The 25,237-nt window shown below is 67.9% G+C and carries 24 protein-coding genes and 1 tRNA gene; 14 read left to right on the top strand and 11 right to left on the bottom strand.

Annotated elements, in window-relative coordinates; genetic code table 11:
* Positions 1–121 precede the first annotated feature (121 nt).
* Positions 122–514: a hypothetical protein gene (locus ACWD2L_RS30600; RefSeq protein ID WP_351339905.1), complete on the top strand. Its 393-nt coding sequence runs from the start codon at positions 122–124 to the stop codon at positions 512–514.
* Between the two features lie 22 nt (positions 515–536).
* Positions 537–1,142: an RdgB/HAM1 family non-canonical purine NTP pyrophosphatase gene (gene rdgB, locus ACWD2L_RS30595; RefSeq protein WP_351339903.1), complete on the top strand. Its 606-nt coding sequence runs from the start codon at positions 537–539 to the stop codon at positions 1,140–1,142.
* A 44-nt stretch (positions 1,143–1,186) separates the two neighbouring features.
* Here the strand turns inward: rdgB and ACWD2L_RS30590 are convergent.
* From ACWD2L_RS30590 to bcp, 5 genes are all read right to left on the bottom strand, one after another.
* Positions 1,187–1,269 (bottom strand) — tRNA-Leu (locus ACWD2L_RS30590).
* A gap of 41 nt (positions 1,270–1,310) precedes the next feature.
* Positions 1,311–1,925, bottom strand: a complete 615-nt coding sequence (locus ACWD2L_RS30585) for an HNH endonuclease signature motif containing protein (RefSeq protein WP_351339900.1) — start codon at positions 1,923–1,925, stop codon at positions 1,311–1,313.
* Positions 1,926–2,168: 243 nt separating this feature from the next.
* Entirely contained in the window at positions 2,169–2,789 is a 621-nt protein-coding gene (locus ACWD2L_RS30580; RefSeq protein ID WP_351339897.1) for an HNH endonuclease, read from the bottom strand.
* Positions 2,790–2,922: 133 nt separating this feature from the next.
* Complete coding sequence (proP, locus tag ACWD2L_RS30575) at positions 2,923–4,425, bottom strand: glycine betaine/L-proline transporter ProP (protein WP_351339896.1); 1,503 nt, start codon at positions 4,423–4,425, stop codon at positions 2,923–2,925.
* A 174-nt stretch (positions 4,426–4,599) separates the two neighbouring features.
* On the bottom strand, positions 4,600–5,067 hold the full coding sequence (gene bcp / locus ACWD2L_RS30570; RefSeq protein WP_351339893.1) for a thioredoxin-dependent thiol peroxidase: 468 nt from the start codon (positions 5,065–5,067) through the stop codon (positions 4,600–4,602).
* A gap of 143 nt (positions 5,068–5,210) precedes the next feature.
* On the opposite strand from bcp, the gene ACWD2L_RS30565 reads away from it, so the two are divergent.
* Positions 5,211–5,549 carry a DUF3618 domain-containing protein gene (locus tag ACWD2L_RS30565; RefSeq protein WP_351339890.1) on the top strand — a complete coding sequence of 113 codons (339 nt, stop codon included), beginning with the start codon at positions 5,211–5,213 and terminating at the stop codon, positions 5,547–5,549.
* Positions 5,550–5,674: 125 nt separating this feature from the next.
* Positions 5,675–5,977 (top strand): GroES family chaperonin, encoded by a 303-nt coding sequence (locus ACWD2L_RS30560; protein WP_266718636.1) that lies wholly within the window; start codon positions 5,675–5,677, stop codon positions 5,975–5,977.
* Between the two features lie 78 nt (positions 5,978–6,055).
* Here ACWD2L_RS30560 and ACWD2L_RS30555 read toward each other — a convergent pair whose 3' ends face one another.
* Positions 6,056–8,332: a transglycosylase domain-containing protein gene (locus ACWD2L_RS30555; RefSeq protein WP_351339887.1), complete on the bottom strand. Its 2,277-nt coding sequence runs from the start codon at positions 8,330–8,332 to the stop codon at positions 6,056–6,058.
* A gap of 168 nt (positions 8,333–8,500) precedes the next feature.
* Between ACWD2L_RS30555 and ACWD2L_RS30550 the strand changes: the two genes are divergently transcribed.
* Genes ACWD2L_RS30550 through ACWD2L_RS30535 form a run of 4 tightly spaced genes read left to right on the top strand, consistent with a single transcriptional unit; the run spans position 8,501 to position 11,924 of the window.
* A complete protein-coding gene (locus ACWD2L_RS30550) occupies positions 8,501–9,295 on the top strand; it encodes an ABC transporter permease (protein ID WP_351339925.1) in 795 nt (264 codons plus the stop codon).
* Positions 9,296–9,347: 52 nt separating this feature from the next.
* A complete protein-coding gene (locus ACWD2L_RS30545) occupies positions 9,348–10,112 on the top strand; it encodes an ABC transporter permease (RefSeq protein WP_351339923.1) in 765 nt (254 codons plus the stop codon).
* Position 10,113: 1 nt separating this feature from the next.
* Positions 10,114–11,100, top strand: a complete 987-nt coding sequence (locus tag ACWD2L_RS30540; protein ID WP_351339884.1) for an ABC transporter ATP-binding protein — start codon at positions 10,114–10,116, stop codon at positions 11,098–11,100.
* 26 nt (positions 11,101–11,126) lie between these two features.
* Complete coding sequence (locus ACWD2L_RS30535) at positions 11,127–11,924, top strand: DUF1707 SHOCT-like domain-containing protein (RefSeq protein ID WP_351339881.1); 798 nt, start codon at positions 11,127–11,129, stop codon at positions 11,922–11,924.
* A gap of 247 nt (positions 11,925–12,171) precedes the next feature.
* On the opposite strand, the gene ACWD2L_RS30530 is transcribed toward ACWD2L_RS30535, so the two are convergent.
* Positions 12,172–13,491: an SGNH/GDSL hydrolase family protein gene (locus ACWD2L_RS30530; protein ID WP_351339879.1), complete on the bottom strand. Its 1,320-nt coding sequence runs from the start codon at positions 13,489–13,491 to the stop codon at positions 12,172–12,174.
* 337 nt (positions 13,492–13,828) lie between these two features.
* Here ACWD2L_RS30530 and ACWD2L_RS30525 point away from each other — a divergent pair, with 337 nt between their 5' ends.
* The 3 genes from ACWD2L_RS30525 to ACWD2L_RS30515 all read left to right on the top strand — a co-directional run bounded on the left by ACWD2L_RS30525 (position 13,829) and on the right by ACWD2L_RS30515 (position 16,877).
* Positions 13,829–15,247, top strand: a complete 1,419-nt coding sequence (locus tag ACWD2L_RS30525; RefSeq protein WP_451192642.1) for a DUF445 domain-containing protein — start codon at positions 13,829–13,831, stop codon at positions 15,245–15,247.
* A gap of 224 nt (positions 15,248–15,471) precedes the next feature.
* Complete coding sequence (locus ACWD2L_RS30520) at positions 15,472–16,476, top strand: GlxA family transcriptional regulator (RefSeq protein ID WP_351339873.1); 1,005 nt, start codon at positions 15,472–15,474, stop codon at positions 16,474–16,476.
* Positions 16,477–16,481: 5 nt separating this feature from the next.
* Positions 16,482–16,877 carry a VOC family protein gene (locus tag ACWD2L_RS30515; protein ID WP_451192609.1) on the top strand — a complete coding sequence of 132 codons (396 nt, stop codon included), beginning with the start codon at positions 16,482–16,484 and terminating at the stop codon, positions 16,875–16,877.
* Between the two features lie 11 nt (positions 16,878–16,888).
* Here ACWD2L_RS30515 and ACWD2L_RS30510 read toward each other — a convergent pair whose 3' ends face one another.
* Positions 16,889–17,197, bottom strand: coding sequence for a hypothetical protein (locus ACWD2L_RS30510; RefSeq protein WP_351339871.1), 309 nt, complete (start codon positions 17,195–17,197; stop codon positions 16,889–16,891).
* A gap of 90 nt (positions 17,198–17,287) precedes the next feature.
* Positions 17,288–17,761, bottom strand: a complete 474-nt coding sequence (locus ACWD2L_RS30505) for a carboxymuconolactone decarboxylase family protein (protein WP_351339869.1) — start codon at positions 17,759–17,761, stop codon at positions 17,288–17,290.
* Positions 17,762–17,959: 198 nt separating this feature from the next.
* Between ACWD2L_RS30505 and ACWD2L_RS30500 the strand changes: the two genes are divergently transcribed.
* Positions 17,960–19,066: a hypothetical protein gene (locus ACWD2L_RS30500; RefSeq protein ID WP_351339867.1), complete on the top strand. Its 1,107-nt coding sequence runs from the start codon at positions 17,960–17,962 to the stop codon at positions 19,064–19,066.
* Positions 19,067–19,225: 159 nt separating this feature from the next.
* Here the strand turns inward: ACWD2L_RS30500 and ACWD2L_RS30495 are convergent, their stop codons facing one another.
* Positions 19,226–20,074, bottom strand: coding sequence for a helix-turn-helix domain-containing protein (locus ACWD2L_RS30495; protein ID WP_351339864.1), 849 nt, complete (start codon positions 20,072–20,074; stop codon positions 19,226–19,228).
* A 220-nt stretch (positions 20,075–20,294) separates the two neighbouring features.
* On the opposite strand from ACWD2L_RS30495, the gene ACWD2L_RS30490 reads away from it, so the two are divergent.
* A complete protein-coding gene (locus tag ACWD2L_RS30490) occupies positions 20,295–20,897 on the top strand; it encodes an ATP-binding protein (protein WP_351339862.1) in 603 nt (200 codons plus the stop codon).
* A 45-nt stretch (positions 20,898–20,942) separates the two neighbouring features.
* On the opposite strand, the gene ACWD2L_RS30485 is transcribed toward ACWD2L_RS30490, so the two are convergent.
* Positions 20,943–24,089 (bottom strand): DUF3427 domain-containing protein, encoded by a 3,147-nt coding sequence (locus tag ACWD2L_RS30485; protein ID WP_351339859.1) that lies wholly within the window; start codon positions 24,087–24,089, stop codon positions 20,943–20,945.
* Between the two features lie 80 nt (positions 24,090–24,169).
* Between ACWD2L_RS30485 and ACWD2L_RS30480 the strand changes: the two genes are divergently transcribed.
* Positions 24,170–25,216, top strand: a complete 1,047-nt coding sequence (locus tag ACWD2L_RS30480; RefSeq protein WP_351339857.1) for a YDG/SRA domain-containing protein — start codon at positions 24,170–24,172, stop codon at positions 25,214–25,216.
* The last annotated feature ends 21 nt before the right edge of the window (positions 25,217–25,237 follow it).

Raw genomic sequence — 25,237 nt, 5'->3', positions numbered from 1 at the left:
CCCAAGTAGGGTGGTGTGGCACAGCAACCGCACAGCCGCGGACTGCGTCACTACGGGTGGACGGACGGCGTACGACACCAACTGCCGTCCGCCCGTCCGTACTTCAGGGGAGGACCCTTCCATGCCCGCGCGCCCCCACCGTCTCGCCATACTGGCCGCCACCGCCGCACTCGTCGCGATCCCGGCCACCGTCGGCTGCTCGGCCGTCGACAAGGCGCTCGACTGCGCCCGCACCGCGGACTCCATCGCCGACAGCGTGGCCGACCTCCAGCAGGCCGTGGAGAACGCGTCCGACGACCCGACGCAGGCTGACAAGTCCCTCGACAAGATCGACAAGAACCTCGACGACATCGGCGACAAGACCGACAACGCCGACGTCTCGAAGGCCGTCGACGACCTCAACAAGGCAGTGGACAACGTCCGTACGTCGATCAAGAACGGCGACGCGACCCCGGACGTCAACCCCGTGACGGACTCCGCGGGCGAACTGACCAAGGTCTGCACCTCGTCGTAGCGGCCCCTGGGACACTGGAGACATGACCCGCCTCATCCTCGCCACCCGCAACAACGGCAAGATCGTCGAACTCCGCTCCATCCTCGCCGACGCCGGCCTGCCCCACGAGCTGGTCGGCGCCGACGCCTACCCGGAGATCCCCGACGTCCGCGAAACCGGCGTCACCTTCGCCGAGAACGCCCTCCTCAAGGCCCACGCCCTCGCCCAGGCCACCGGCCTCCCCGCCGTCGCCGACGACTCCGGCCTCTGCGTCGACGTACTCGGCGGCGCCCCCGGCATCTTCTCCGCCCGCTGGGCGGGCCGCCACGGCGACGACAAGGCCAACCTGGACCTCCTCCTCGCCCAACTCGGCGACATCGACGACGACATCCACCGCGGCGCCCACTTCGCCTGCGCGGCCGCCCTCGCCCTCCCGGACGGCACGGAACGCGTCGTCGAGGGCCGGATGCGGGGCGTCCTGCGACACACCCCGTCCGGCACGAACGGCTTCGGCTACGACCCGATCCTCCAGGTCGACGGGGACACCCGCACGGCAGCGGAGCTCTCCCCGCCCGAAAAGAACGCGATCTCCCACCGGGGGAAGGCGTTCCGGGCGCTGGTGCCGGTGGTGAGGGAGTTGCTGGGCTGAGGCGACACGCCAAGGGGCCGTCCATTCGGACGGCCCCTTTCGCGTGCGGTCGGAGGGATTCGAACCCTCACGGGATTTCTCCCATCAGGACCTAAACCTGACATGTCTACCATTCCATCACGACCGCGACAAAACGGACATTGCGCCTTTCCGGCACGCTCCGCCTCGTCAGTGTACGGCGGTGTCGCCCACGACGGGAGTTCGCCTTTTCCGACGACTCCAAGTCTTGGTCAGCGCATGGCAGTTCGGGCACAGGCGCCGCAGGTTGTCGCGGCGATTGTCGATGCGATCGCCGTTGACGTGGTCGATCTCCAGGACCAGGCGTTTACCGTGCCAAGCCTCGCCGACCCCGCAAGCCATGCAGGTCCGAGGGATGCCGATCTCGTCGAGTGCCCGGTGCAGTAGTGCCGTACGCGTGCGTGAGGACCCTGTTGGCAGACGTACCAGGATCTGCTCGGCAGACTTGCGGGTCGGTGACGGGACCCCGGCGCAGTGCCCCTGCCCGGTGAAGTGCTCGGTCGACAAGCCGTACTCGTCGATGCTGCGCCGAGCTTTCGCGCGTGCGGCCCCATTGAACTCGGGCAGGCCCAAGCGGCGCATCAGGTCCGCCAGGCCAATGGACGCGGCGACAGCCCGCGTGAACTCCTCCTCGGGGAAGAGGCCGGTGTGGTGCGTGCTCCGTGGCGGCTTGAAATGGCGCGTGTCGATGCCGAACCTCCTCATCCGCCGCTTCACGTGCTCGTACGGGCCGTCCTCCGGCGGAATGCCCATGTGCAGGAACATCTCGCGGATGCTGGTGGAGCAGGCCGCCCCCTCGCTCAGGATTTCCTTGGAGTACGACCGCTTCGGACGTTCAGGCAGCGGCTCGTCCCGGAAGTGCGAGGTGTCGATGCCGTAGTGGGTGAGTCGATTGCGTAGGTAGCGCAGCGGTTTGCTGCCCCATGGGCGCTCCGACCCGGCGCATGAGGTCGACCAGGCTGGAAGAGGCGGCGGCGGTCTCCTCCAGGACACTGCGCGGATACTTGTTCACGACGACCGCCGCCTTCGGCCCCGGTAAGTGTCCGTTGCCGAATGGTAGTTGGGGCACAGGAGGCGCAGGTTCTCCGCGCGGTTGTCCCACCAGTCGCCATTGATGTGGTCGACCTCCAGCGGGATGGGCTCTCCTTGCCACTCCGTGCGGCGGCACACGGCGCACTGCTCCGGGATTCCGAGCCGTAGCAGTTCCCGTCGGAGTCGTACTCCTGGCACCCGCCCGTCGTCCGGGGACCGCAGGGTCAGCAGGCCTCCGAGTGACTTCTTGGGTCGTCGTTCGGCCTGGGTGAAGTGCGAGGTGTCGATGCCGAGCACCGAGATCCGGTGGCTGATGTGAGCCTGGTTGCCTCCCACGTTGCGGATGCCCAGGTGGCGGACCACGTCGTTGATGCTGTGCGAATCGGCGACAGCCGCGCGCAGCGCCTCCTCGGTGTGCCGCACCCATTGTGTGGGGAAGTGCGAAACGTCGATCCCGTCCGCCGCCATCTTCTGGCGCAGGTATCGCCTGCTGTACCGCGTCACCTCACCCCCACAGAACCGCACCGCCTCATCCCAACTCCGCGCGTTGCGAGCCGCTTCCTCCAGCAGCTCTCGCGTGTACCGCTGCCCCGCCATGGGAACCCTCCCTCGGTTCTCGGCCACCAGTTCGCGGCCTCGTACGGAGCAACGAAACGAAAATCGGACCGTCACGCGTGAACTGCGTGACGGTCCGATTTGTGTGGGCGGACCACATGGAACAGGCGTGCGGTCAGAACCTCGGCGTAGGGGCCTGGGATTCGACCATCTCCGCGGCCTCCTCGTCCGTCTCCACCGAGGGTGGGGAGCCGGCCAGGGGCTTTTGGGCGGTTTCCTTCATGCAGGCCACCGCGATGACGCCGATGAGGGCCGCGGCCATCGAGTAGTACGCGGGCATCATGTCGGAGCCGGTCAGGCCGATCAGGGCGGTGATGACCAGGGGGGTCGTGCCGCCGAAGATCGAGGCCGAGAGGTTGTAGCCGACGGAGAGGGAGCCGTAGCGGACCTGCGTCGGGAAGAGCGCCGGGAGCGCCGCCGACATGGTGCCGAGGAGGCAGACCAGGGAGAGGCCCAGGAGCAGCATGCCGAGGGAGACGGCCCAGAGTGCGCCGTTCTTCACGAGGAGGAAGGACGGGATCGACGTGACGAAGAAGCCGATCATGCCGGCCATGAGGAGCGGCTTGCGGCCGAAGTGGTCGGAGAGCTTGCCGACCTGGCTGATGATGCACATCAGCACGATCATCGTGGCGATCAGGATCAGCAGGCCGTGCGCCTCCGAGTAGCCCATCTCGTCCGACAGGTACGTCGGCATGTACGAGAGGAGCATGTAGTCGGTGATGTTGTAGGCGCCGACGAGGCAGATGCAGAGGATCAGCGTCGGCCAGTAGTTGCGGAAGATCTTAGCGAGGTCGCCCTTGGCGGTCGTCTCGACGGAGGAGGCGGCGTCGGTCGCGCGGTGCGAGGACTCGTCCTCCAGTTTCTGGAAGGCGGGGGTCTCGTCGAGGCGGAGCCGGAGGTAGAGGCCGACCAGGCCGATGGGCCCGGCCACCAGGAACGGGACGCGCCAGCCCCAGGAATCCATGCCGTCGCTGCCGAGCAGCGTCGTGAGGATGGTGACGAGGCCGGCCGCGCCGACGTAGCCGGCGAGCGTGCCGAATTCGAGGAAGCTGCCGAAGTAGCCGCGGCGCTTGTCGGGTGCGTACTCGGCGATGAAGGTGGAGGCGCCGCCGTACTCACCGCCGGTGGAGAAGCCCTGGATGAGGCGGAAGAGGATCAGCAGGACGGGTGACCAGAAGCCGATCGTCGCGTACGACGGGATCAGGCCGATCGCGAAGGTGCCGATGGCCATGAGGATCATGGTCATCGCGAGGACCTTCTTGCGGCCGATCTTGTCACCCATGGGGCCGAAGACCATGCCGCCGATCGGGCGCACGAGAAACGAGACCGCGAAGGTCGCGAACGACGAGATCAGCTGGACCGTGTCGTTCCCGGAGGGGAAGAAGACGTGGCCGATGGTGACGGCCAGGTAGGAGTAGATCCCGAAGTCGAACCACTCCATGGCGTTACCGAGTGATGCCGCCTTTACCGCGCGCTTCACCGCGGTGTCGTCGGTGACGGTGATGTCGGTGCGGCGCAGCGGCGGGTTCTTGCGCCGCTTCACGGCGCGGAACAAGGCGCGGTGACGCTTGACCGCCTCCGGGTCGGGCACCAGCCCTTCCTCGGTGTCGGTGGTCATGGAGTGGATCCCTTCTCTGACTGCAAAGCGCTTCCAGGTTCCACCTGCTCACGGGCGTTGGTCGCAAACGAAAGTCCCAAGCATTCGGGACTTTCATCACAACCTTTCGTCCCTAACTTCCGTCAATGCCCGAACTTTCGCACGTGGAGTCGGTCCAGGGAGCGCCGGGAATTCTCAGATTCCGAGATCCTTGATGATCTTTGCTACGTGGCCGGTGGCCTTCACGTTGTAGAGGGCGCGCTCGACTTTTCCCTCCTCGTCGACGACGACCGTGGAGCGGATGACTCCGGTGACGACCTTCCCGTACAGCTTCTTCTCGCCGAAGGCGCCGTAGGCCTCAAGGACCTTCTTCTCGGGGTCGCCCACCAGGGTGACCTTGAGGTTTTCCTTCTCCCGGAACTTGGCGAGCTTCTCCGGCTTGTCGGGGGAGACGCCGATGACGTCGTAGCCGGCCTCGGCGAGCACGTCGAGGTTGTCGGTGAAGTCGCAGGCCTGCTTGGTGCAGCCGGGGGTAAGAGCTGCCGGGTAGAAGTAGACGATCGTCTTGCGGCCCTTGTGGTCGGCGAGGGAGACCTCGTTGCCGTCGGCGTCGGGCAGGGTGAAGGCGGGTGCGGTGTCGCCGGTCTGCAGTCGCTCGCTCATGGTGGCCTCCTGGGGTGTCGTGACAAGTGGACTCGTTGAGCGTAATGGGGGTGCCGGGGGGTGGCGGAGGCGGTGAGCTGACAGACTGTCCATTACTCATACGCAGTGAGAGCAGCGACCTTGGAGGCAGCGCGGTGTCGCACATGTCCAGCACGCCGGATATCCCGGATACGCGAACCCCGGCTCAGATCGAGGCGGACATCAAGCGCCGTCGCGTCACCCTGGCCGAGACGCTCGACGAGATCGGTGTCCGGGTGCACCCGAAGACGATCGTCGGTGACGCGAAGGCCAAGGTCGCCTCGCAGGTCGACCACACGCTCGGCCGGGCGTACGTCGGGGCGAACCGGCTGGTCTCCGAGGTGCGGGGGCAGTTTGTGTCGGAGGAGGGTGCGCCGCGTCTGGAGCGGATCGTGCCGGTCGCGCTCGTCGTGGTCGGTGTCGCCGGGCTCTTCGTGGTGGGTTCGCGGCGGCGTAAGCGCTGACCCGGGGGGCGTATCAAGGGGCGACCCGGGGGCGTACAAGTGCGTGTGGTGCAGGTAGGTTCGTCGGCGTGAGCGCCAATCCCGATAAGCACAGCACCCGCCCCGACGACAAGCTGCCCATCCGGATGTTGCACGACCGTGTGCTCGTGCGGCAGGACTCCTCGGAGGGGGAGCGGCGCAGCGGTGGCGGCATTCTGATTCCCGCGACGGCCGCCGTCGGCAAGCGACTTGCCTGGGCCGAGGTTGTCGCGGTCGGCCAGAATGTGCGGGCCGTGGAGCCGGGTGACCGGGTGCTGTTCGATCCGGAGGACCGGGCGGAGGTCGAGGTGCGGGGTGTCGCGTACGTGCTGATGCGAGAGCGGGATCTGCATGCGGTGGCGGCCGACCGGTTCGAGGGCTCCGAGGATTCGACGGGGCTGTATCTGTAGCCGCACCTGTGGCCGTACTTGTAGTCGTACTCCCGTGTGAGCAAGGGCTGGTGACCGTTGGTCACCAGCCCTTTTCGGCTATCTGAGGGTGGCCCCGAGCGGGTTCAGCTCCGTGCCGCCGTCCTGGCCGCCGGTGTCCGGGGGCTGGGGCGTCTCTTCGTCGCCGGTCGGTTCCTCGGTCGGGGGTGTCTCGCTCGACGGTTCGTCGGACGGGGTCTCCTCGTCCGAGGGGGTCGCGGAGGTGGTGTCCGAGGGGGATTCGGTCGACGATTCCGTTTCCGACGCGGATGCGGTGTCCGAGGGCAGCGGTTCCTGTTCGGCCCCGCTCTGGAGGTCGAGGTCGAAGTCGTTCGCCGGGGTGCCGGACAGGGCCGCCTGTGTGAACTGGGCCCAGATCTGCGCCGGATATCCGCCGCCGTTGATCCGGTCGAGGCCCGTCGCCCCGTACAGCGGTACCTGTGCGCCGGAGGTCGGGTTCTGGCCCATCACCGAGACGACGGTCGCGAGGTCCGGGGTGTAGCCGGCGAACCAGGCCGCCTTGTCCTCCTCCGCGGTGCCGGTCTTGCCGGCGGCGGGGCGGCCCGCGGCCTTGGCGGCGGTGCCGGTGCCGCCGTCGACGACGGACTTGAGGATCGACGTGGTGGTGTCGGCGGCCGCGCGGGGGACGGCCTGCCGGGTCTTCTTCTTGGGGAGGGTGACGGCCTCGCCGTTCTTGGTGACCGAGTCGACCAGCGTGTACGTGCCGTGTTCGCCGTGGTTGGCGAGCGTCGCGTAGGCCTCGGTCATGTCGAGGACGGAGGCGGTGGACGGGCCGAGCGCGATCGAGGGGGAGGCCGTCAGGTCCGGGGTGTCGGAGGGGATGCCGAGGTCGAGGGCGGTCCGCTTGACCTTGTCGGAGCCGACGTCGACGGCCATCTGCGCGTACACCGCGTTGACGGACTTGTCGGTGGCGGTGGAGACGGTGATGTTGCCGTACGAGCGGTCGTCCTCGTTGGCGGGGGCGTACCGGCCGCCGTCCCAGCCCTGTACGGGGCGCTTGTTGGTGCCGTCGTAGATGGTGCTGGGGGTGATCCTGCGGCCGTCCTGGGTGGTCGAGGCGTTCTCGACGGCGGACGTGAACACGAACGGCTTGAACGTGGAGCCGACCTGGTAGTCGCGGCGCGTGGCGTTGTTGACGTACTGCTTCGTGTAGTCGACGCCGCCGTACATGGCGCGCACCTTGCCGTTCGACGGGTCGATGGCGGCGCCGCCCGCGCGGACGTTCTTGTCGATGTCCCGGGCTTTCTTGTCGAGCTTCGACATCAGCTGGTCGTCGACCGCCTTCTGGAAGGCGTTCTGCTTCTTCTTCTGGAGCGTGGTGGTGATCCGGTAGCCGCCGCCCGCGAGGGTGTCCTCGTCGAGGATCTTGTTGTCGGTGATGTAGTCCTTCGCGGCCTGTACGAGGTAGCCGCGCTGTCCGGAGAGACCTGAGGGCGCCTTTGCCCGGTCGGGTGTCGGGAACGTCATGTTCTTGCGGTCGGAGGCGTCGAGCCAGCCCTCCTTGACCATGCCGTCGAGCACGTAGTTCCAGCGGGCGGTGGCGGCGTCCTTGTTCTCGGGGTGCGCGGCCACGTCGTACGCGCTGGGGGCGTTCACCAGGGCCGCGAGGTAGGCGCCCTGGGCGGCCGACAGGTCCTGGACGTCCTTGCCGTAGTACGCCTGGGCGGCGGCCTGGATGCCGTACGCGTTGCGCCCGAAGTAGCTGGTGTTGAGGTAGCCCTCGAGGATGTCGTCCTTGGACTTCTCGCGGTCCAGCTTGATGGAGATGAAGAACTCCTTGGCCTTCCGGGAGACGGTCTGCTCCTGGCCCAGGTAGTAGTTCTTCACGTACTGCTGGGTGATCGTCGAGCCGCCCTGCGTGCCCTTGCCGGTGAGCGTGGACCAGGCGGCGCGCAGCATGGCCTGCGGGTCGACGGCGGACTCGGAGTAGAAGTCGCGGTCCTCGGCGGCGAGCACGGCGTGCTGCACCGATTTGGGGATCTGGGTGAGGCTGACGTTCTCCCGGTCGACCTCGCCGTCGCGGGCGATCTGGTCGCCGTTCGCGTACAGGTACACGTTGCTCTGTGCGGTCGCCGCCGAGTTGGCGGCCGGGATGTCGACGAGGAAGTAGCCGAGTGCGAAGAGGCCGACGCACAGCAGGATGAAGCCGATGAGGCCGCCGAGCACCATCCGCCATGTGGGGATCAGGCGCCGCCAGCCGGTGCGCTTGGGGCGCTTGGCCTTGCCTGCGGCGGCGGGCGTGGCGCCTGCGTCGGGCCTGCCCGGATCCTGGGGCTCCGTCGGCTGCTCGGGCTGCTCCGGCTCGTCGCTGCTCATGTCCTGTGGAACTCCTGATCCGCGTCGTACGTCACGTACGCCTCTTATGGCACATAAGACCTCTAAGACTGCTACATCGCGCGGAAAATCCGTGGCAGGCGACGCGCCCTCTGACTAGGCTCCTGCGCTTCGGCCTAATTCGCGAGGGGGACTGGACTGGTGGGAGCAGTGCGGCTGTACGCGACCGTCGCCGCAGGGGGCTTCCGCAGATACGCCACCTATCGCGGCGCGACCCTCGCCGGGGTCTTCACGAACACCGTGTTCGGCCTGATCATCGCCTGTACGTATATGGCGCTGTGGGACGAGCGGCCGCACCTCGGCGGGTACGACCAGGCGCAGGCGCTGACGTTCGTGTGGGTCGGGCAGGCGATGTTCGCGGTGATGGTGCTGCAGATCGGTGGCGGTTTCGAGGCCGATCTGATGGAGCGGATCCGCAGCGGGGACATCGCCGTCGACCTGTACCGGCCGGTGGATCTGCAGTGCTGGTGGCTGGCGCAGGATCTGGGCCGGGCCGCCTTCCAGTTCCTGGGGCGCGGGGTCGTGCCGATGGCGGTGGGGGCGACGATCTTCCAACTCGCGCTGCCCGCCGATCCGTTGAGGTGGGTGGCGTTCCTGCTGACGCTGCTCGCCGGGGCGTCCGTGAGTTTCGCGATCCGGTATCTGGTGGCGCTGTCCGCGTTCTGGCTGATGGACGGCAGCGGGATCGTGCAGATGTCGGGGCTCGTGTCGACGTTCCTGTCCGGGATGCTGCTGCCGCTGAACGTGTTCCCGGGCGCCTTCGGCGAGTTCGCCCGCGCACTGCCCTGGTCGGCGCTCCTCCAGGTGCCGGCGGATGTGCTGCTCGGCGAGCGGGGCCTGGCCGGGGCGCTGCTGTTCCAGGGGGCGTGGGCGGTGGTGCTGCTCGGCGCCGGGCGGCTGTTGCAGTCCGCCGCGACACGGAGAGTGGTGGTGCAGGGTGGCTGAGCGGGGCACGGCGCTGGGCGAGGCGGCGCGGACGTACCGGCTCGTCGGCGGGATGTGGATCCGGTCCACGATGACGTACCGGGCGTCGTTCCTGATGACGGTCTTCGGGAACTTCGCGGTGACAGGCCTTGAGTTCGTCGGGATCCTGCTGATGTTCTCGCAGGTCGACCGGCTCGGCGGGTACGGGCTCGCGGAGATCGCCTTCCTGTACGGGGCGGCGGGCACGTCCTTCGGTCTCGCGGATCTGGCGTTCGGGTCGGTGGGGCGGCTCGGGCAGCGGGTGCGGGACGGCACGCTCGACACGTTCCTGGTGCGGCCGGCGCCGGTGCTCGCGCAGGTCGCGGCGGACCGGTTCGCGCTGCGCAGGCTGGGGCGGGTGACCCAGGGCGTGGTGGTGCTGGGGTGGGCTCTCACGGCGATCGACGTGACGTGGACGCCGCTGAAGGTGCTGCTCGTGCCGGTCCTGGTGGTCAGCGGCGGCGCCATCTTCGTGGCCGTGTTCATCGCGGGCGCGGCCTTCCAGATCGTCGCGCAGGACGCGTCCGAGGTGCAGAACGCGGCGACGTTCGGCGGCAACGCCATGCTCAGCTACCCGCCCACCGTCTTCGGCGACTCGCTGCTGCGCGGTGTCACGTTCGTGCTGCCGCTGGCCTTCGTGAACTGGCTGCCCGGCCTCTACATCCTGGGCCGCCCCTACCCGCTCGACCTGCCGCGCTGGGTGGCGTTCGCGCCGCCCTTGGTCGCGGCCGCGTGTCTGGCCCTCGCGCTGTTCGCCTGGCGGGCGGCGCTTCGTACGTATCGCAGCACGGGGAGTTGAAGTGGCGCCCACAGGTGACGAGTTCATCCGGCTCGACGAGGTCGAGAAGGTCTTCGACGTACGCCGCAAGACGGGCTTCATGCGGCGGGAGCGGCGTGAAGTGCGGGCCGTGGACTCGCTGAGCTTCAGCGTGCGGCGCGGCGAGATGGTCGGCTACATCGGGCCGAACGGGGCCGGGAAATCAACAACCATCAAGATGCTGACGGGCATCCTGACCCCGAGCGCGGGACGCGTGCGGGTCGCGGGCATCGACCCGTCACGCGAACGGGCGCGCCTGGCCCAGCGCATGGGCGTGGTCTTCGGACAGCGGACGACACTGTGGTGGGACCTCCCGCTGATCGACTCGTACCGCCTGATGCGCCGCATGTACCGCATCGAGGAGAGCCGCTACGCGGAGAACCTGGACCGATGCGTCGAACTCCTCGAACTGGGCGATCTGTTGGACGCGCCGGTACGTCAACTGTCGCTCGGGCAGCGGATGCGCGGGGACATCGCCGCGGCGCTGCTGCACGACCCCGAGGTGCTGTACCTGGACGAGCCGACGATCGGCCTCGACGTCGTCTCGAAGGTCAAAGTACGCGGATTCCTGAGGGACTTGAACGCCGACCGCGGCACGACGGTCCTCCTGACGACGCACGACCTCACCGACATCGAGCAGCTGTGCCGCCGCGTGATGGTCATCGACCACGGCAGGCTCATGTACGACGGCGAGCTGGAGGGCCTGCACGCGACGGGCGGCGCGGCGGCGGAGCGCACGCTCGTCGTGGACCTGGAGCGTGAACTACCGCCGCTGGACGTGGAGTTCGCGCGGGTCGTGAAGGTGGAGGGGGCGCGGCAGTGGCTGGCGTTCCCGGCCGGGCAGTCGGCGGCGCCGCTGGTTGCGCGAATCGCCGAACGCTACCCGCTGGCCGACCTGTCGGTGCGCGAGCCGGACATCGAGGCGGTCATCGCGCGGATGTACGCGAGGGACACCTCCGTAGCGCCTTGACGGCAGTCGTCCGTACGCTGACCCCTATGACGGACGAATCCGGCTCTACGCCCCCGGTCCCTGAACTCCGCGCCTCCGACGCCGACCGTGAACTGGTCGCCGAACGGCTGCGGGACGCCCTCGCGGAGGGCCGGCTCGACATGGAGGAGTTCGGCGAGCGGCTCGACGCGGTGTATCAGGCGCGTACGTACGGTGAGTTGGCCCCGCTGACGAAGGACCTGCCGGTGGGAGCAGGCTCTACTGGGGCCGTGAGTTTCGTGAAGGAGCCGCTGCCGGAGGGGGCCGTCGACTGGGCTTCGCGGATCCGGGGCGAGGCGAGTTCCACGTGGGGCGTCGGGATCATGTCCGGGTTCCAGCGCAAGGGGCGGTGGACGGCGCCGCGGCGGTTCAACTGTTTCGCGTTCTGGGGTGGCGGCGAGCTCGATCTGCGCGAGGCGGACTTCGAGGCGCGCGAGGTCGTGATCAACTGCGTGGCGGTCATGGGCGGCATGAACGTCGTCGTGCCACCGGGCGTGGAGGTCGTGGTGCGCGGCATCGGCATCATGGGCGGCTTCGACCACAGCGAGGAGGGCGTGCCGGGTGACCCGGGCGCGCCACGTGTGGTGGTCACCGGTTTCGCCTTCTGGGGCGGCGTCGGCGTGGAACGCAAGGTCACCCGTGCGGAACGCCAACGCCTCAAGGAGGACCGCCGCCGCGAGAAGCTGGAACGGCGGGGCCGTCACCATCAGCTCCACCAGGACCGCCTGGAGCGCCACCGCGAGGCCATCGAGGACCACCTCGACCGCTGGGAGGACCGCCACGACCGACGCCGGGGACGCGACTGACCGGGTCCCCGGGTGGGCCGGTACCGGGTCCTGGGCCCGCGTCATGGGCGCGCCGCACCGTGGCGCCGCCTTGCCCACCCTGCCGCCCAAGGCGGCAGAGCGCCCAAGGCGACGTGGCTGACGGAGCCGCGCATATTAAGCCCCTGCGGCGATTGAGCAGGCCTTTCCAGCCCCGCCGGCGTTTGAGGCGCGGGGTCCGGGGCGGAGCCCCGTGGCGTGGGAGGACGCTCCCGGTGACCGCCGGAGGCTAGAGTTCCGCCCCGGTCGACCCCCGCAGCGACGCCACGTCAAGCGCCTCCGCCATCTTCCGGTACCCCGCATCGCTCGGATGCAGATGGTCACCCGAGTCGTACTGGTCAAGCAGCCGCCGCGGATTGTACGGATCCCGCAACGCCCGATCGAAGTCGACGTAACTGTCGAAGACCTTCCCGGAACGGATCTCCCCGTTCACGGACTGCCGAACCGCCTCAAGGTTCGGCCGATACCCCGGGTGCCCCTGGAACGGCATGAGCGTCGCCCCGACCACCCGCAACCCCCGCGCATGCGCCTGCCGCGTCATCTCCCGCAGCCCGCCCACGATCTTCGCGGGATCGGTCTGCTGCGGCGTACGCAGAATGTCGTTGATGCCGAGGTCGATGATGACGGCACGCACCCCGGAGCGGCTGAGCGCGTCCCGCTCGAAGCGGGAGAGCCCGCTCGGGTTGTTCGCGGGCCGGCCGAACCCGTCGGCCAGTATCCGGTTCCCGCTGATGCCCTGGTTCACGACGCCGTAGCGCGGCGCACCCGACTCCGTGCGCAGCCGCTCGGCGAGTATGTCCGTCCACCGGCGGTTGGCGCCCATCGTGGAGGTGATGCCGTCCGTGAGGGAGTCGCCGATGACGACGACGGTGCCCTGCGCCTCGTTGCTGAGCACGTCGACGGCGCTGAGGTAGCGCCAGTACGGGCTCTGCTGGTTGTAGAGCGTGCCGCTGGGTTCCTCGGTGCGGTCGCCCCGGGCCACGTACGACATCTGGCGGGCCTGCGGGTGGTACGTGACAGGGCCCGACGGCGTCGGCGAGTACGTGGTGACCAGCATGTCCGAGTCGCTCGGCACGGTGATCCGCAGCGCGTCGCTCACGACCTGCCGGCCGGGCTGGATGACGACCGAGGAGTTCCCGGAGAACGTCAGGCGCCGCATAGTGTCGGACAGGGCCGTCGGATTGTTGGGCGCCGAGGCCACGGCGATCGACGCGTGCGTGATGCGCAGCGGCGACTGCCCGTACAGGTTCGACAGGGTGATGCGCGCCGCGTTGCCACCGACGGTGGTGTGCACGATGTTCCGGATGGAGTGACCGTAGAACCCGTTCGTCTCCGTGCCGGGCTCCCCGCCGGCGGGAGAGGCGGACCAGGTGCCGGCCCACGTACCGGTGGAGGCGGGGGCGGCGGAGCTGCGCGGGTGCGCGCCGCCGGCCTGTATGTCGTCGTCGCCGCCGAAGACTCCGGAGAAGCCCACGTAGATGGCGGCAGAGATCACCACGACGACCGCGACAAGTGCGGTCAACAAGGCATAACCGTGACGCTTGGTCATGCGGTGTGTGTCTCCTCGGGCAGGGGGAGCCCGAGGCTCCGATGTGATGAACCCATGATGCGTCATGGGGCGGGTGGAGGCCGACACTGGCCCCCCTCCGGACAGGTAGACGCCGGGAACCTTTGGTTCGTTCCGGGAGTAGGTCAGGAGGGGACAATGTGTGAGGCGAATGACAGTCGAGTCGAAGTCGACGAGTCGGGCCGATGACCGATGCGGAGTGGGCTGAGTGGACGGCGACGTGAAGCGCGGGGCGCAAGGGGCGGGCGGCGCCGAGAGCGGGGCCGCGGGCACCCGGGCGAGCAGGGCGGTCGAAGAGGCCGAAGTGACGCATAAGGCGATCGAGGGTTCTGAACCGGACAACGAGCAGCATTCCCGCGCCACACCGGACCAATCCACCCCGGGCGGAACCGCCGGAACCCCCGGAGCCCCTGGAACCGCCGCGCCCCCAGGCCCCACACGCCCTGCCGGCCCCGCCCACCCCACCCGCCGCTTCGTTGCCGAGTTCACCGCGGCGGACGAGGAGAAGCGGCGCGGTGTGCGCCGGATGAAGCTGATGGCGACCGGGCTGCTGGTCTTCGTCGCGCTCGTCTACGTACTGGCCACATGGGCGGAGCACGCGGGCGCGGGCGCCTGGACGGGTTACGTCGCGGCGGCCGCGGAGGCGGGCATGGTCGGTGCGCTGGCCGACTGGTTCGCGGTCACCGCCCTGTTCCGCCACCCGCTCGGCCTGCGTATTCCGCACACGGCGATCATCCCCACCAAGAAGGACCAGCTGGGGGTGTCGCTCGGCGAATTCGTCGGCGAGAACTTCCTGTCGGGCGATGTCGTACGGGACCGGTTGCGCGCCGTCGGCATCGGCAGCCGCCTCGGTTCGTGGCTCGCGGAGCCGGAGCACGCCGATCGGGTGACGGCGGAGCTCGCGACGGCGCTCAGGGGCGCCCTGACCGTGCTGCGCGACTCCGACGTGCAGGCGATCGTCGGTGAGGCGATCACGCGCCGCGCGGACAACGCGGAGATCGCGCCGGGCCTCGGCAAGATGCTGGAGAAGGTGGTGGCGGACGGCGGCCACAAGCGCGTCGTCGACCTGGTGTGCGCCCGCGCGCACGACTGGCTGGTGCTGCACTCGGACTCGGTGATGGACGCGGTGGAGGGTGGCGCCCCTGGCTGGACGCCCCGCTTCGTCGACAAGCGCGTCGGCGAGCGCGTCTACAAGGAGCTCCTCCGCTTCGTGACGGAGATGCGCGACATGCCCGAGCACCCCGCGCGCGGCGCCCTCGACCGCTTCCTCTCCGACTTCGCCGCCGACCTTCAGGCCGACTCCGGGACCCGGGACCGTGTGGAGCGCCTGAAGTCGGAGATCCTGGGCCGCCCCGAGGTGCAGGACATCATCGCGTCGGCCTGGTCCGCGGTCCGCCAGATGATCGTCGCGGCGGCCGAGGACGAGCAGAGCGAGCTGCGCCTTCGCGTACGGGCGTCGCTGCTCTCGCTGGGCCACCGGATGGCGGAGGAGCCGGATGTCAGCTCCAAGATCGACGGCTGGGTGGAGGGCGCCGCGGTCTACGTCGTCACGACGTACCGCACGGAGATCACGTCCCTCATCACGGACACGGTCGCGGGCTGGGACGCCGAGCACACGACCCGCAAGATCGAGGCCCACATCGGCCGCGACCTCCAGTTCATCCGGATCAACGGCACGGTGGTGGGTTCCCTGGCGGGCCTGCTGATCTTCACGGTGTCGCGGGCACTGGGGGCGTAGGGCCGGTCCGGCCGGGGGTGGGTCGGGTGGCCGGGGTTCCCCGCGTGTGTCGGTCGCCCGCCCTCAGGCCACGGGGCTCTGCCCCGGACCCCGCGCCTCAATCGCCGGCGGGGCTTGACAGGCGGCGAGGAGGCCCGCCGCTGGATGGCCCGGGTGGCCCGGGTGGCCGGGATGGCCGGGATGGCGGGGATGGCCGGATGGGCATGGCGTGGAAGGATTTGGCCATGAGGTTCAACGACGGTCGACGCGCGCCCGCCCCGACCTCCGTCGCGGTCCTCGTACGGGACGGTGTCCTGCCCATGGAGCTCGGCCTGGTCCACCAGCTCTTCGGTACGGCCCGCGATCCCGCCACGGGTGAGCGCCTCTACAAGGTGACGACGTGCGCGCCCCGCCCCGGCCGCATCCGCACGGATGCCGACTTCCCGGTCTACGCGGAGCACGGCCTGGAGGCGGTGGCGGCGGCGAACACGGTCCTCGTTCCGGCCTCGCACGAGCTGGACGAGCAGCTCGAACCAGGCGGCCTGGACGAGGAGTTGGCGGCCGCACTGACGGCGGCCCGCGACCGGGGCCGCGTGGCATCGATCTGCACGGGCTCGTTCGTCCTGGCGGCGGCGGGCCTCCTCGACGGCCGCCGGGCGACGACGCACTGGATGTCCTCGGCCCACTTCGCCCGCACGTTCCCGTCGGTGACGGTCGACGCGGACGTCCTCTACGTAGACGAGGGGCGGGTGTTGACCTCCGCCGGGGAGGCGGCGGGCATCGACCTGTGCCTGCACATGATCCGCGAGGACCACGGCGCGGCGGTGGCGGCGGAGCTGGCGCGCCGCACGGTGGTGCCCCCGCACCGGGAGGGCGGCCAGGCGCAGTACATCCAACGCCCGGTGCCACTGGAGGAGTCGGCCGGCTCGACGTCGACGTCCCGCTCACGCGAGTGGGCACTGGGCCGCCTCTCGGACCCCCTCACACTGGCCCAACTGGCGGCCCGCGACGCCATGTCCATCCGCACGTACAACCGCCGCTTCCGCGAGGAGACCGGCCTGACCCCGATGACCTGGCTGAACCGCCAACGGGTCGACCGGGCGAGGGAGTTGCTGGAACAGACGGACCACACCGTGGACCGCGTGGCGGCGGAGACGGGCTTCGGCTCCGCGACATCGCTGCGACAGCACTTCCAGACGGTGCTGGGAGTGTCGCCGGGCGCGTACAGAACCACATTCCGGGGACGATGACACCCATGCCGACCGACGAGACGCACACCCACCCCCACGTGCACCCCCACATCCGCCGAGCAGTCCCGAATGTGGAAGTGCCCGACGAGACGGGGATGGAGACGAACCGCGACTTCTACGGAACGCTCGGCTTCCGCGTGGCCATGAACATGGGCTGGATCATGACCCTGGTCTCACCCTCCGACCCCACGGCCCAGATCCAGTTCTTCACGCACGAGGCGACGGCCCCGGTGGTGCCGGACATCAGCGTGGAGGTGGACGACGTCGACGCGGTCTACGCGGCGATGCGCGCCGCGGGCGCCGAGATCGTCCACGACCTGCGGGACGAGGAGTGGGGCGTGCGCCGCTTCTTCGTACGGGACCCGCAGGGCAAGGTCGTGAACGTCCTGACGCACCTTTAGCCAGCAGCAGGTCAGACGGCCTTGCGGTCCACGAGTACGTACGACGCCGCCGCGACAGCACCCGCGACGCCGAACACCGCGGGCCACGCCCCCACCTTCTTGGCCAGCGGGTGCGACCCCGCGAAGGCGACGACGTACGCACCCGTCAGCGCCCCCGCCACCTTCCCGCCCCGCGTCCGCTTCCACTGCGTCGCGGCGGCGGCCCCGGCCACGGCGAGCACGGCCCCGCCCAGCGGCCGCTTCTTGGTGAACCGGGCAGTGGCGTAACCCCCGACGAGTCCGGCGGCGGCTATCGGGGCGGTGGGGAGGGCGCGGGCCATGGGGTGAACCTCCTGCGTAGTGGTGTCCGGGAGTGGTGTCCGGTGGGCGGGCCGGGACCCGCCCATTTGTGAGGTTACGCCCTGGGTCCGTCAGGCGAACTGGCCGGGCTGGTAGGACCCGGCGGGCATCTGCACCATCACGTTCATGCGGTTGTAGACGTTGATGATCGCGATCAGCGAGACGAGCGCGAGGAGCTGCTCCTCGTCGTAGTGCTTCGCGGCGTTCGCCCACACCTCGTCCGGCACGCCGCCGGCCGCGTCGGCGATCCGCGTGCCCTGCTCGGTCATTTCGAGCGCGGCGCGCTCGGCGTCGCTGAACACGGTGGCCTCGCGCCAGGCCGCGATCAGGTTGAGCCGCTGCTGGGTCTCGCCGGCGTGGGCGGCGTCCTTGGTGTGCATGTCGGTGCAGAACCCGCAGCCGTTGATCTGGCTGGCCCGAATCTTCACGAGCTCCTGCGTGGCGGCGGGAAGCGAGGAGTCGGCGACGACCTTCCCGGCGGAGTTGATGTGCTTGATGACCTTCCCGGCGAGGGGGCTGGTGAAGGGGTTGAGGCGGGCTTCCATGGCGGTCTCCTCGTGTACGCCCTGCGCGGGCCTTGTTGATGGCTACGTAGATGTGACGGAGCCGAGAGCGCGAGTGTGACACCCCAGAATGTGATCTGGGTCTCACGCCTCGGCGGGACTGTGACGCGAAATGGCGACGCGGTGGTGCTGAGCCGTCACAGTCCGGTCCGAGCCCTGCCACGGGCCGGATACGGAGAGGTGAGCGCGCACGGAGGCGGGGACGAACCCAACGTGAACCACACCGCCTCCGTGCGCGCCTTGGCCCGCCACCCGCTCGCACTCACCCAGGACCAACTCCTCACGCGCGAACAGCTGATGGAACTCGGCTGCGCGAACTCGACCACGAACCACCGTTGCCGCCGCGGTGGCCCGTGGCAGCGGCTGCTGCCGCGGGTCCACCTCCTCCACTCCGGCACCCCGTCCCCACGCCAACGCATGCGCGCGGCGCTCCTGTACGCGGGTGAGCACGCCCTGCTGACCGGGCACGCGGCACTGGCGACCCACGGTTTCCGCGCGGCCCCGCGCCCGGAGCGCTTGCGGTGGGTGGACGTACTGGTTCCGTACGAGGGGGCGGGCGCGCGCGGAACGTCGTACGTGAAGGTGCACCGCACGCGGCGCCTGCCGGAGAACCACCCGATGGCGGGCCTGCGCTGCGCGGCCGTCGCGCGGGCGGTGGCGGACGCGGTGCCGGGCCTGGCGTGCGAACGAGACGTGACGGCGCTCCTTGCGGAGGCGGTGCAGCGGGGCTTTTGCACGCCGGAGGAGCTGCTGGCGGAACTGGCCGCGTCGCGGCGCCGCTACGCCCCGCACGTGGCGCGGGCGACGGACCACCTGACGGCGGGCGTCCACTCACCGCTGGAGGCGGACGCCCGCGCACTCATCCACGCCTACGCCCTCCCGGAACCCCTGTGGAACCCGAACCTCCACGACCCCCTGACCGGCGCCTTCCTGGCCCGCCCGGACGCGTACTGGCCGGCGGAGGGCCTCGCCCTTGAGGTCGACTCCCGCGAGTACCACCTGGACCCGGCCTCCTGGCGCCGCACCCTCTCGCAGCGCAACCGCCTCGCCGGCGCGGGGCTGCGGGTGCTGGCCATCACGGCGGAGGACCTGCGGGGGCGGGCGGAGGGGGTGGCGGGTGAGATTCGTGCGGCGCTGGCCGCGGCGGGGCGCCGTCCGGCACCTGCGTTGGTCGTCAACCCGGCGCGGCGGGGCGGGGGTTCTACGGTTGGGCCCGAGGGGCGTGGGGGGCGGGGACCTGGAGGGAGAGCAGGAAGTGGGCCCAGGGGCGGGGGCCGAAGGGGATGACGGCTCCGTCCGTGCACTTGGAGTCGCGTACGAGGACAGAGTGGCTGGACTCCATCGCACACTCCAGGCACTCGCCACCGGCACCGTTGCTGTAGGACGCCTTGAACCAATTGAGCTGGTGGGTGTCCTCGCCAGACGTGTACTGGCGTGCGTTGGTCGTCACCGTGCGTACTCCTTGGTGATGCTTTGGATCATTTGAAGGGAACGTTGCGGACTCAGTGCAGCAGCCCGAAGCCCGTCGAAGGCTCTCGTGTACTCCCGAACATGGTGCTCCCCTTCGAGGTACGTGGCGTCGGTGATGCCGTCTCGATATACGACGTCAGGGTCCTCCTGGTCGGGGAAGCCCAGGATCGTGAAGGATCCGGTCAGAGGGTACGTACTCGCGTCGAATGGCAGAACCTGCAAGGTGACCGAAGGGAATTGCGCTACCACCGCCAGCTGTTCCAGCTGCTCACGCATGACCGCACGGTCTCCGATCACGTTCCGCAGCGTCGCTTCGCTGGCCACGAACCATGTGTCCGGGGCGTCCTCACCTGTCAGCATCTGCTGGCGTTCGAGACGTACGTGGACAGCTCGCTCAGCGTCGTCCGGCTTCATGTGCGAGCCGGCGAAGTGCAACTCCCGGATATAGGCGGGTGTCTGCATCAATCCGGGCAGGATCTCGCACTGGTACTGCCGGAACGAAGACGCTTCCTGTTCCAGGCCGATGTAGATGTTGAACCACTCCGGGACGCCTGTCCCATGAACCTGCCACCAGCCCTTCGTCTTGGCTTGCCGCGCAAGGGACTTCAGGAACTCCCGCAGCTCGTCGGTGGTCTCGTAGAGCCGACAAAGTGCCTCCACGTCGGACGGTTGAACCCGCCCGTGACCGGTCTCCATCCGGTTCACCTTGGAGCCGCTCCAGTCCACCGCGGCTCCAACCTGCGCGCAGGTCATGCCACTTGACTCACGAAGCCTCTTCAACTCAAACGACAGTCGCCGACGTCGTGCAGTCGGAGATCCAGCCATCTCGACACCCTCCTCGCTAGCGAGGATCAGTCTCCGCGCCAACGCCCGTGCTTGCCAATCACTCGAAGGTGGGAATCCCGTACTGCAAATTGCAAGTAGGGATGCTTCGACGTCACTCTGGTAGTGCGATTGGAAGCGTGTCGAGAGCAATGAACTCGCTGAGCGTCGCCGGCAGTTGGTGCATGGCGCCCCAGCGGTCGTGAACCTCAATGGAGAGGGAGTGCTCGTGATCCAGCAACACTGCATGCTCCGCAAGCCCTGGAGCCTGGCCTTCGCGGCCGAGCCTGAGGAGCTGGCGCCCCTGCGGCGCATCGCGCGGATGCACCTGAGGTTGTGGGGCCTGAATCACCTGGATGAAGCGGTAGAGCTCTGCGTGACCGAGATGGTGGCGAACGTCATCGGGCACGTGGGGCCCGGGACGCCTACAGAGCTGACGCTCTCCATGAGCGGCACGTACCTACGCATTGAGGTACTGGACCCGGACTTGCGGGCGCTTCCGACGCTGCTGGTCGGGGCGCTCGACTCGGAGACCGGTCGAGGCATGCGCCTCGTCGACGCCGTGACGGACCGCTGGGGCGTTCTCCTCAAGGCTGACCGGAAGGTGGTCTGGTGTGAGTTGGCCACTGGGCTCGTCGACGCGAAAGGTCATCTGGCGCATGCGAACGTTGATCGAGCGGCCGCGCTGCTCGGGTTGTCCGGGCAGACGGCGGTCGAGGTCATCGCCGACATGCTGTGCTGGGCTGACGCACACGGGCTCGACGTAGATGAGGTGGTGGAGAGCGCCGAACTGCGTTGCGAGAGCGAGATGCGTACGCGTAGATGAGTTGGCACTTGCCGTGCCAACTCGTCAACGAGGGACGGGCATTAGCTAGGCAACGGCCGACGCGTATGTCCACACGTCCGCAGGAAGTTCGTGGTGGAGACGCCATGTGATGGACATGGGCTTGCTTCCGGAGTGGGACTCGTACGTAGCCGGGCCGAGCAGCATCCATGGCTGCGCCTTGCCGGTGTCTGTGTCCTTGTAGCGACGCATGAAGAGGAGGATGTGACTTCCGCGTTGGGCGTGCTGCTTGTAGCGCATCCCGGTACGGGAAGTGTCTGCGGTCGCGTTCTGCGACTCCCAATGGAAGAGGCTTGGACTCAGGGCGTAGTCCTTGTAACGGACCGTGGGAGAGAAGTCCTTCTCGTTCTTTTCGAGGGTGATCAGGAGCGTGTCCGTCTGGTTGGCCTCATCCCATAGGACGCCCTGGGCGAATGATCCGGGCATCTGGCCGCCGAACCGGGCTACGCCGAGGGCAGCCAGGATCTCTGAGCGGTTGTATGCGCTGTGGATCTTCAGGGGCAGATGCGCGTGCGGGCCTTCCAGCGGGATGGGGAAGTGGTCGGCCTCGTCCATTACGTAGTCGAGTACCTGGCGCAACTCATCGCGTAGGGCCGTCTGCCCGCGCAGCGATGCCAGGCCTTCTTCGTAGGAGCTGAAGCCCCCGGCCTTGTCCCACAGGGTGAAGAACAGCATGCGTGCGAACGTCTTGTCCGTCGCGTTCAGGGCCTCGTAGACAGGTGCATCGTCGCCCAGGACACGCTTGTAGGCCGCCGCACGTTCTGGGTCGTCGACGTGGAGGAACGCGTGGACGCGCTTCAGCAAGTCGCTCTCCCCTGATTGTTCGGAGGTGTCTGCAAGCCCAGCTCGGCGTAGGACGGTGGTCCACGAGTTGCTGGACTTGTACAACTCCTTGATCTCGCGTCGGCTCTCTCTCAAGTAGTCGGCGAGGCGTGGAGTGCTGTAGGCGCTGACCTCCTTAGCCAGCGTCTGAATCGTGGCCTTGATCTGCGTGCGGATGTTGTCCAGCACCAGGTCCTTGGACTTCCCCTCAAGGATGATCTGGCAGCCAGAGGGCAACTGTGGGAAGTCGTGCTCGGCGTGCTCAAGGAGGCGGTTACGCGACAGGTTCGTCATCGCGCGGAACTGCTCCTCGAACCGGAACTCGGCGCGGTGCTGCCCGATGAAGTCCAAGACCGTCAGAACCGGCTTGTTCGGTGTGCGGCGGAGGCCGCGGCCGAGCTGCTGGAGGAACACGGTGGCGCTACTCGTCGGGCGCAAGAGCAACAACGTGTCGACGTCAGGAATGTCCAGGCCCTCATTGAAGAGGTCGACGGAGAAGAGGACTTGGATCCTCCCTGACTTGAGGTCATCTAGAGCTTGCTCCCGGACCTCAGGCCTCGACTCACTGTCCAGCGCCTTGGCCTGGAAGCCGGCCTCTTGGAAGCACTTGGCCATGAAGTGAGCGTGCTTGCGAGAGACGCAGAAGCCGAGCGCCCGCATGCTCCCCGGGTCGGACACTTTGTCCCGGATTTGTTTGATGACGATACGGGCGCGGGCGTGGTCCGCCGAGAAGAGTTCGCCGAGCTGACTCTGGTCGTACGTTCCGGAACGCCAGCTGAGGCGGCTCAGGTCGGTTCCGTCAGGGACACCGAAGTAGTGGAACGGACAGAGGAGGTCGTTATCGAGGGCTTCCCAGAGCCGCATCTCGGCGGCGATGCGACCACCGAAGAACTCGCTCTGCACATTGAGCCCATCCGCCCGCTCCGGGGTGGCGGTGAGTCCTAGAAGCTGCCTGGGCTTGAAGTGGTTGAGTACGCGGCGATACGTCGTGGCCGTGGCGTGATGGAACTCGTCGACGACGATGATGTCGAAGTGCTCGGGGCTGAACTGGTCGAGTCGCTGGTCGGTGAGGGACTGGACGCTGGCGAAGACGTGCTTCCAGTCGCGGGGGAGTTCGCCGCTGAAGAGCAGCTCGCCGAACGAGGCGTCGTCGAGCACCTCTCGGTACTTACGCAGCGACTGCTTCAGGATCTCCTTGCGGTGCGCGATGAAGAGGAGCCGCGGATGCTCCTTGCCACCCCACTGTTGATGAAGGTTGCGGAAGTCCAGGGCGGCCATGACGGTCTTCCCCGTCCCTGTGGCTGCGACCAACAAGTTGTGGTCATGGCCCCGCACTTCGCGCTCTACACGAAGGCGCTCCAGCATGTCGGCCTGATGCGGATAGGGCCGGACCTCCAGCCCGGAGAGGCTGATCTTGAGGTCATCGCCAGACGTTGAGCCGCCAGCCACCCCGAGCGCTTCGTCCAACTTGGCGGCGTCGCGGTCGGGGTCGTAGGTCTCGAAGGAAATGTCGTTCCAGTACGAGTCGAAGCTCGCCTCGAATTTCTTCAAGACGGCAGGTGTAGCCACCGACGACAGCCGTACGTTCCACTCAAGTCCGTCGAGCAATGCGGACTTGGAGAGGTTCGAGCTGCCGACGTAGGCGGTGTCGAATCCACTGTTCCGGCGAAACAGCCAGGCCTTGGCGTGCAGCCGCGTGGACCGTGTCTCGTAGTTCACCTTCACCTCGGCACCGAAGTCGCGAACGAGACGGTCCAGGGCGCGGCGGTCGGTGGCACCCATGTAGGTCGTGGTGACGACACGGATGGGTACACCGCGTGCGGCGGCCTCGCGTAGGGAGTTCTCCAGCACGCGGATGCCGTACCACTTCACGAAGGCGCAGAGGAGGTCGATGCGGTCGGCCACGGCTAGTTCAGCCCTGAGCTCCGCTCCGAGGCTGGGATCTTCGGGCGAGTTCGTAATGAGGGCCGTTTCAGAGAGTGGTGTCAGCGGGCGCACCGCATAGACCCCGGGCGCCTCTTGCTTGGCGAGGGCGAGCAGCTGATGCGGGCCGTCCTCAATCTGTTGCGTGTCCGCATATGAGTCGTCCGAGGGGGCTGCCGACTCCAAGGCAGCCATGATCGTGTTGGCTGTCGCGACCTGCTGGTCGTGTGGCAGTTGTTGGAGGCGCCGACCGATTGCTTCGCCGAGATGATGTGCCAGGACGTGCGGAGTTGACTCCGTGGTCACCTCTCCTTCGATGGCCTTCCAGCCCGCAGCCTGGAGCCGCATCATGTCGCCTCGAAGAGCTCGGGTGATGAGCCTCTCGTGTACCCCTGGCTCGAGCGGTCCTGACTGGTGTGGCTTGGCCATCTGTCCCCCTGGGTGCTCTCGATCGCAGATCGGTAGTGGCTCAGTTCTAGCAAGAGCCACTGACAGTCAAGGGGTAGGTGATGCCAGGCGAGCCCTGGCAGCCAACGACTGATTTCAGCCCTGAAGTGATCGACTGTCGCCAAATTGAGCCCAAAGTAGCTGAACTGCATGCTGCAACTTGTCAGAGTGCCGGCATGCCTACCTCTTCACGCCAACCCTCCAAAAGCATCTACTTCGGCCCTCCGCCGGGGGTGATTCCTGGCCAGTGGTTCAAGGGGCACACCGAGTTGCACGCTGCTGGCGTCCACCGCTTCCGCGGTCGTGGCATCTCCGGCACAGCACACGAGGGCGTGGACTCAATCGTCGCAAGCGGTGGCTATGCGGCAGATAGGGATGAAGGGGACGTCGTGATTTACACGGCGATGGGTGGCGATCCAGATAAGGACGGTCACATAACCAAGGATCAGGAACTCATAGGGCGCAACGCGGGGCTAGTTCTCAATCGGAACGAAGGGCTCCCCGTACGTTTCGTTCGCGGCTTGGATATTCGTAGCGGTAAAGCCAGGGGCGGTTATAGTTATGCGGGGCTCTACCGTGTAGAGGACCATTGGTGCTCGCGAACTGCGCAGGGTCACCTGATGTGGCAATTCCGCCTTGTCAGGGATCTCGGTGAAAGCGTTCCAGCGGACGTGGAAGTTGAGCTGGACCCCGACATGACGGAGTTGGAGCGGGCGACGGCTCGCTACGTCACGTCCCAGCGGCGGGTCCGCAACACCAGGGCATCGCGCAAGGTCAAGTCGATCTACGCCAATACCTGCCAGGTGTGTCGAATCCCTGTGGTCGTGGGAGCGGATGGAGAGCGGTATAGCGAAGGGGCGCATATACACGCTCTAGGTGAACCGCATCACGGTCCCGATGTGGCTTCTAACATCCTTTGCCTTTGCCCGAACTGCCACGTCAGGTTCGACAACGGGGCGCTACTGATCACCGATGACTTGGACATCGTCGATGGCTTTACCCGGCAAGTGGTGGGGAGGCTCCATGTCGAGAGGCCTCGACACCGCATAGACGTAGCGTTCCTGATGCAGCACCGATCGCGCTGGGCTGACAGGAGCCAGGGGCTCTAGCCGAATCGCCCAGCGCCGCGG

The sequence above is a fragment of the Streptomyces sp. NPDC002754 genome, assembly GCF_053592315.1.
Note: the sequence above shows the minus strand (reverse complement) of the source record. Positions and strands in the feature narration are given on the sequence as shown.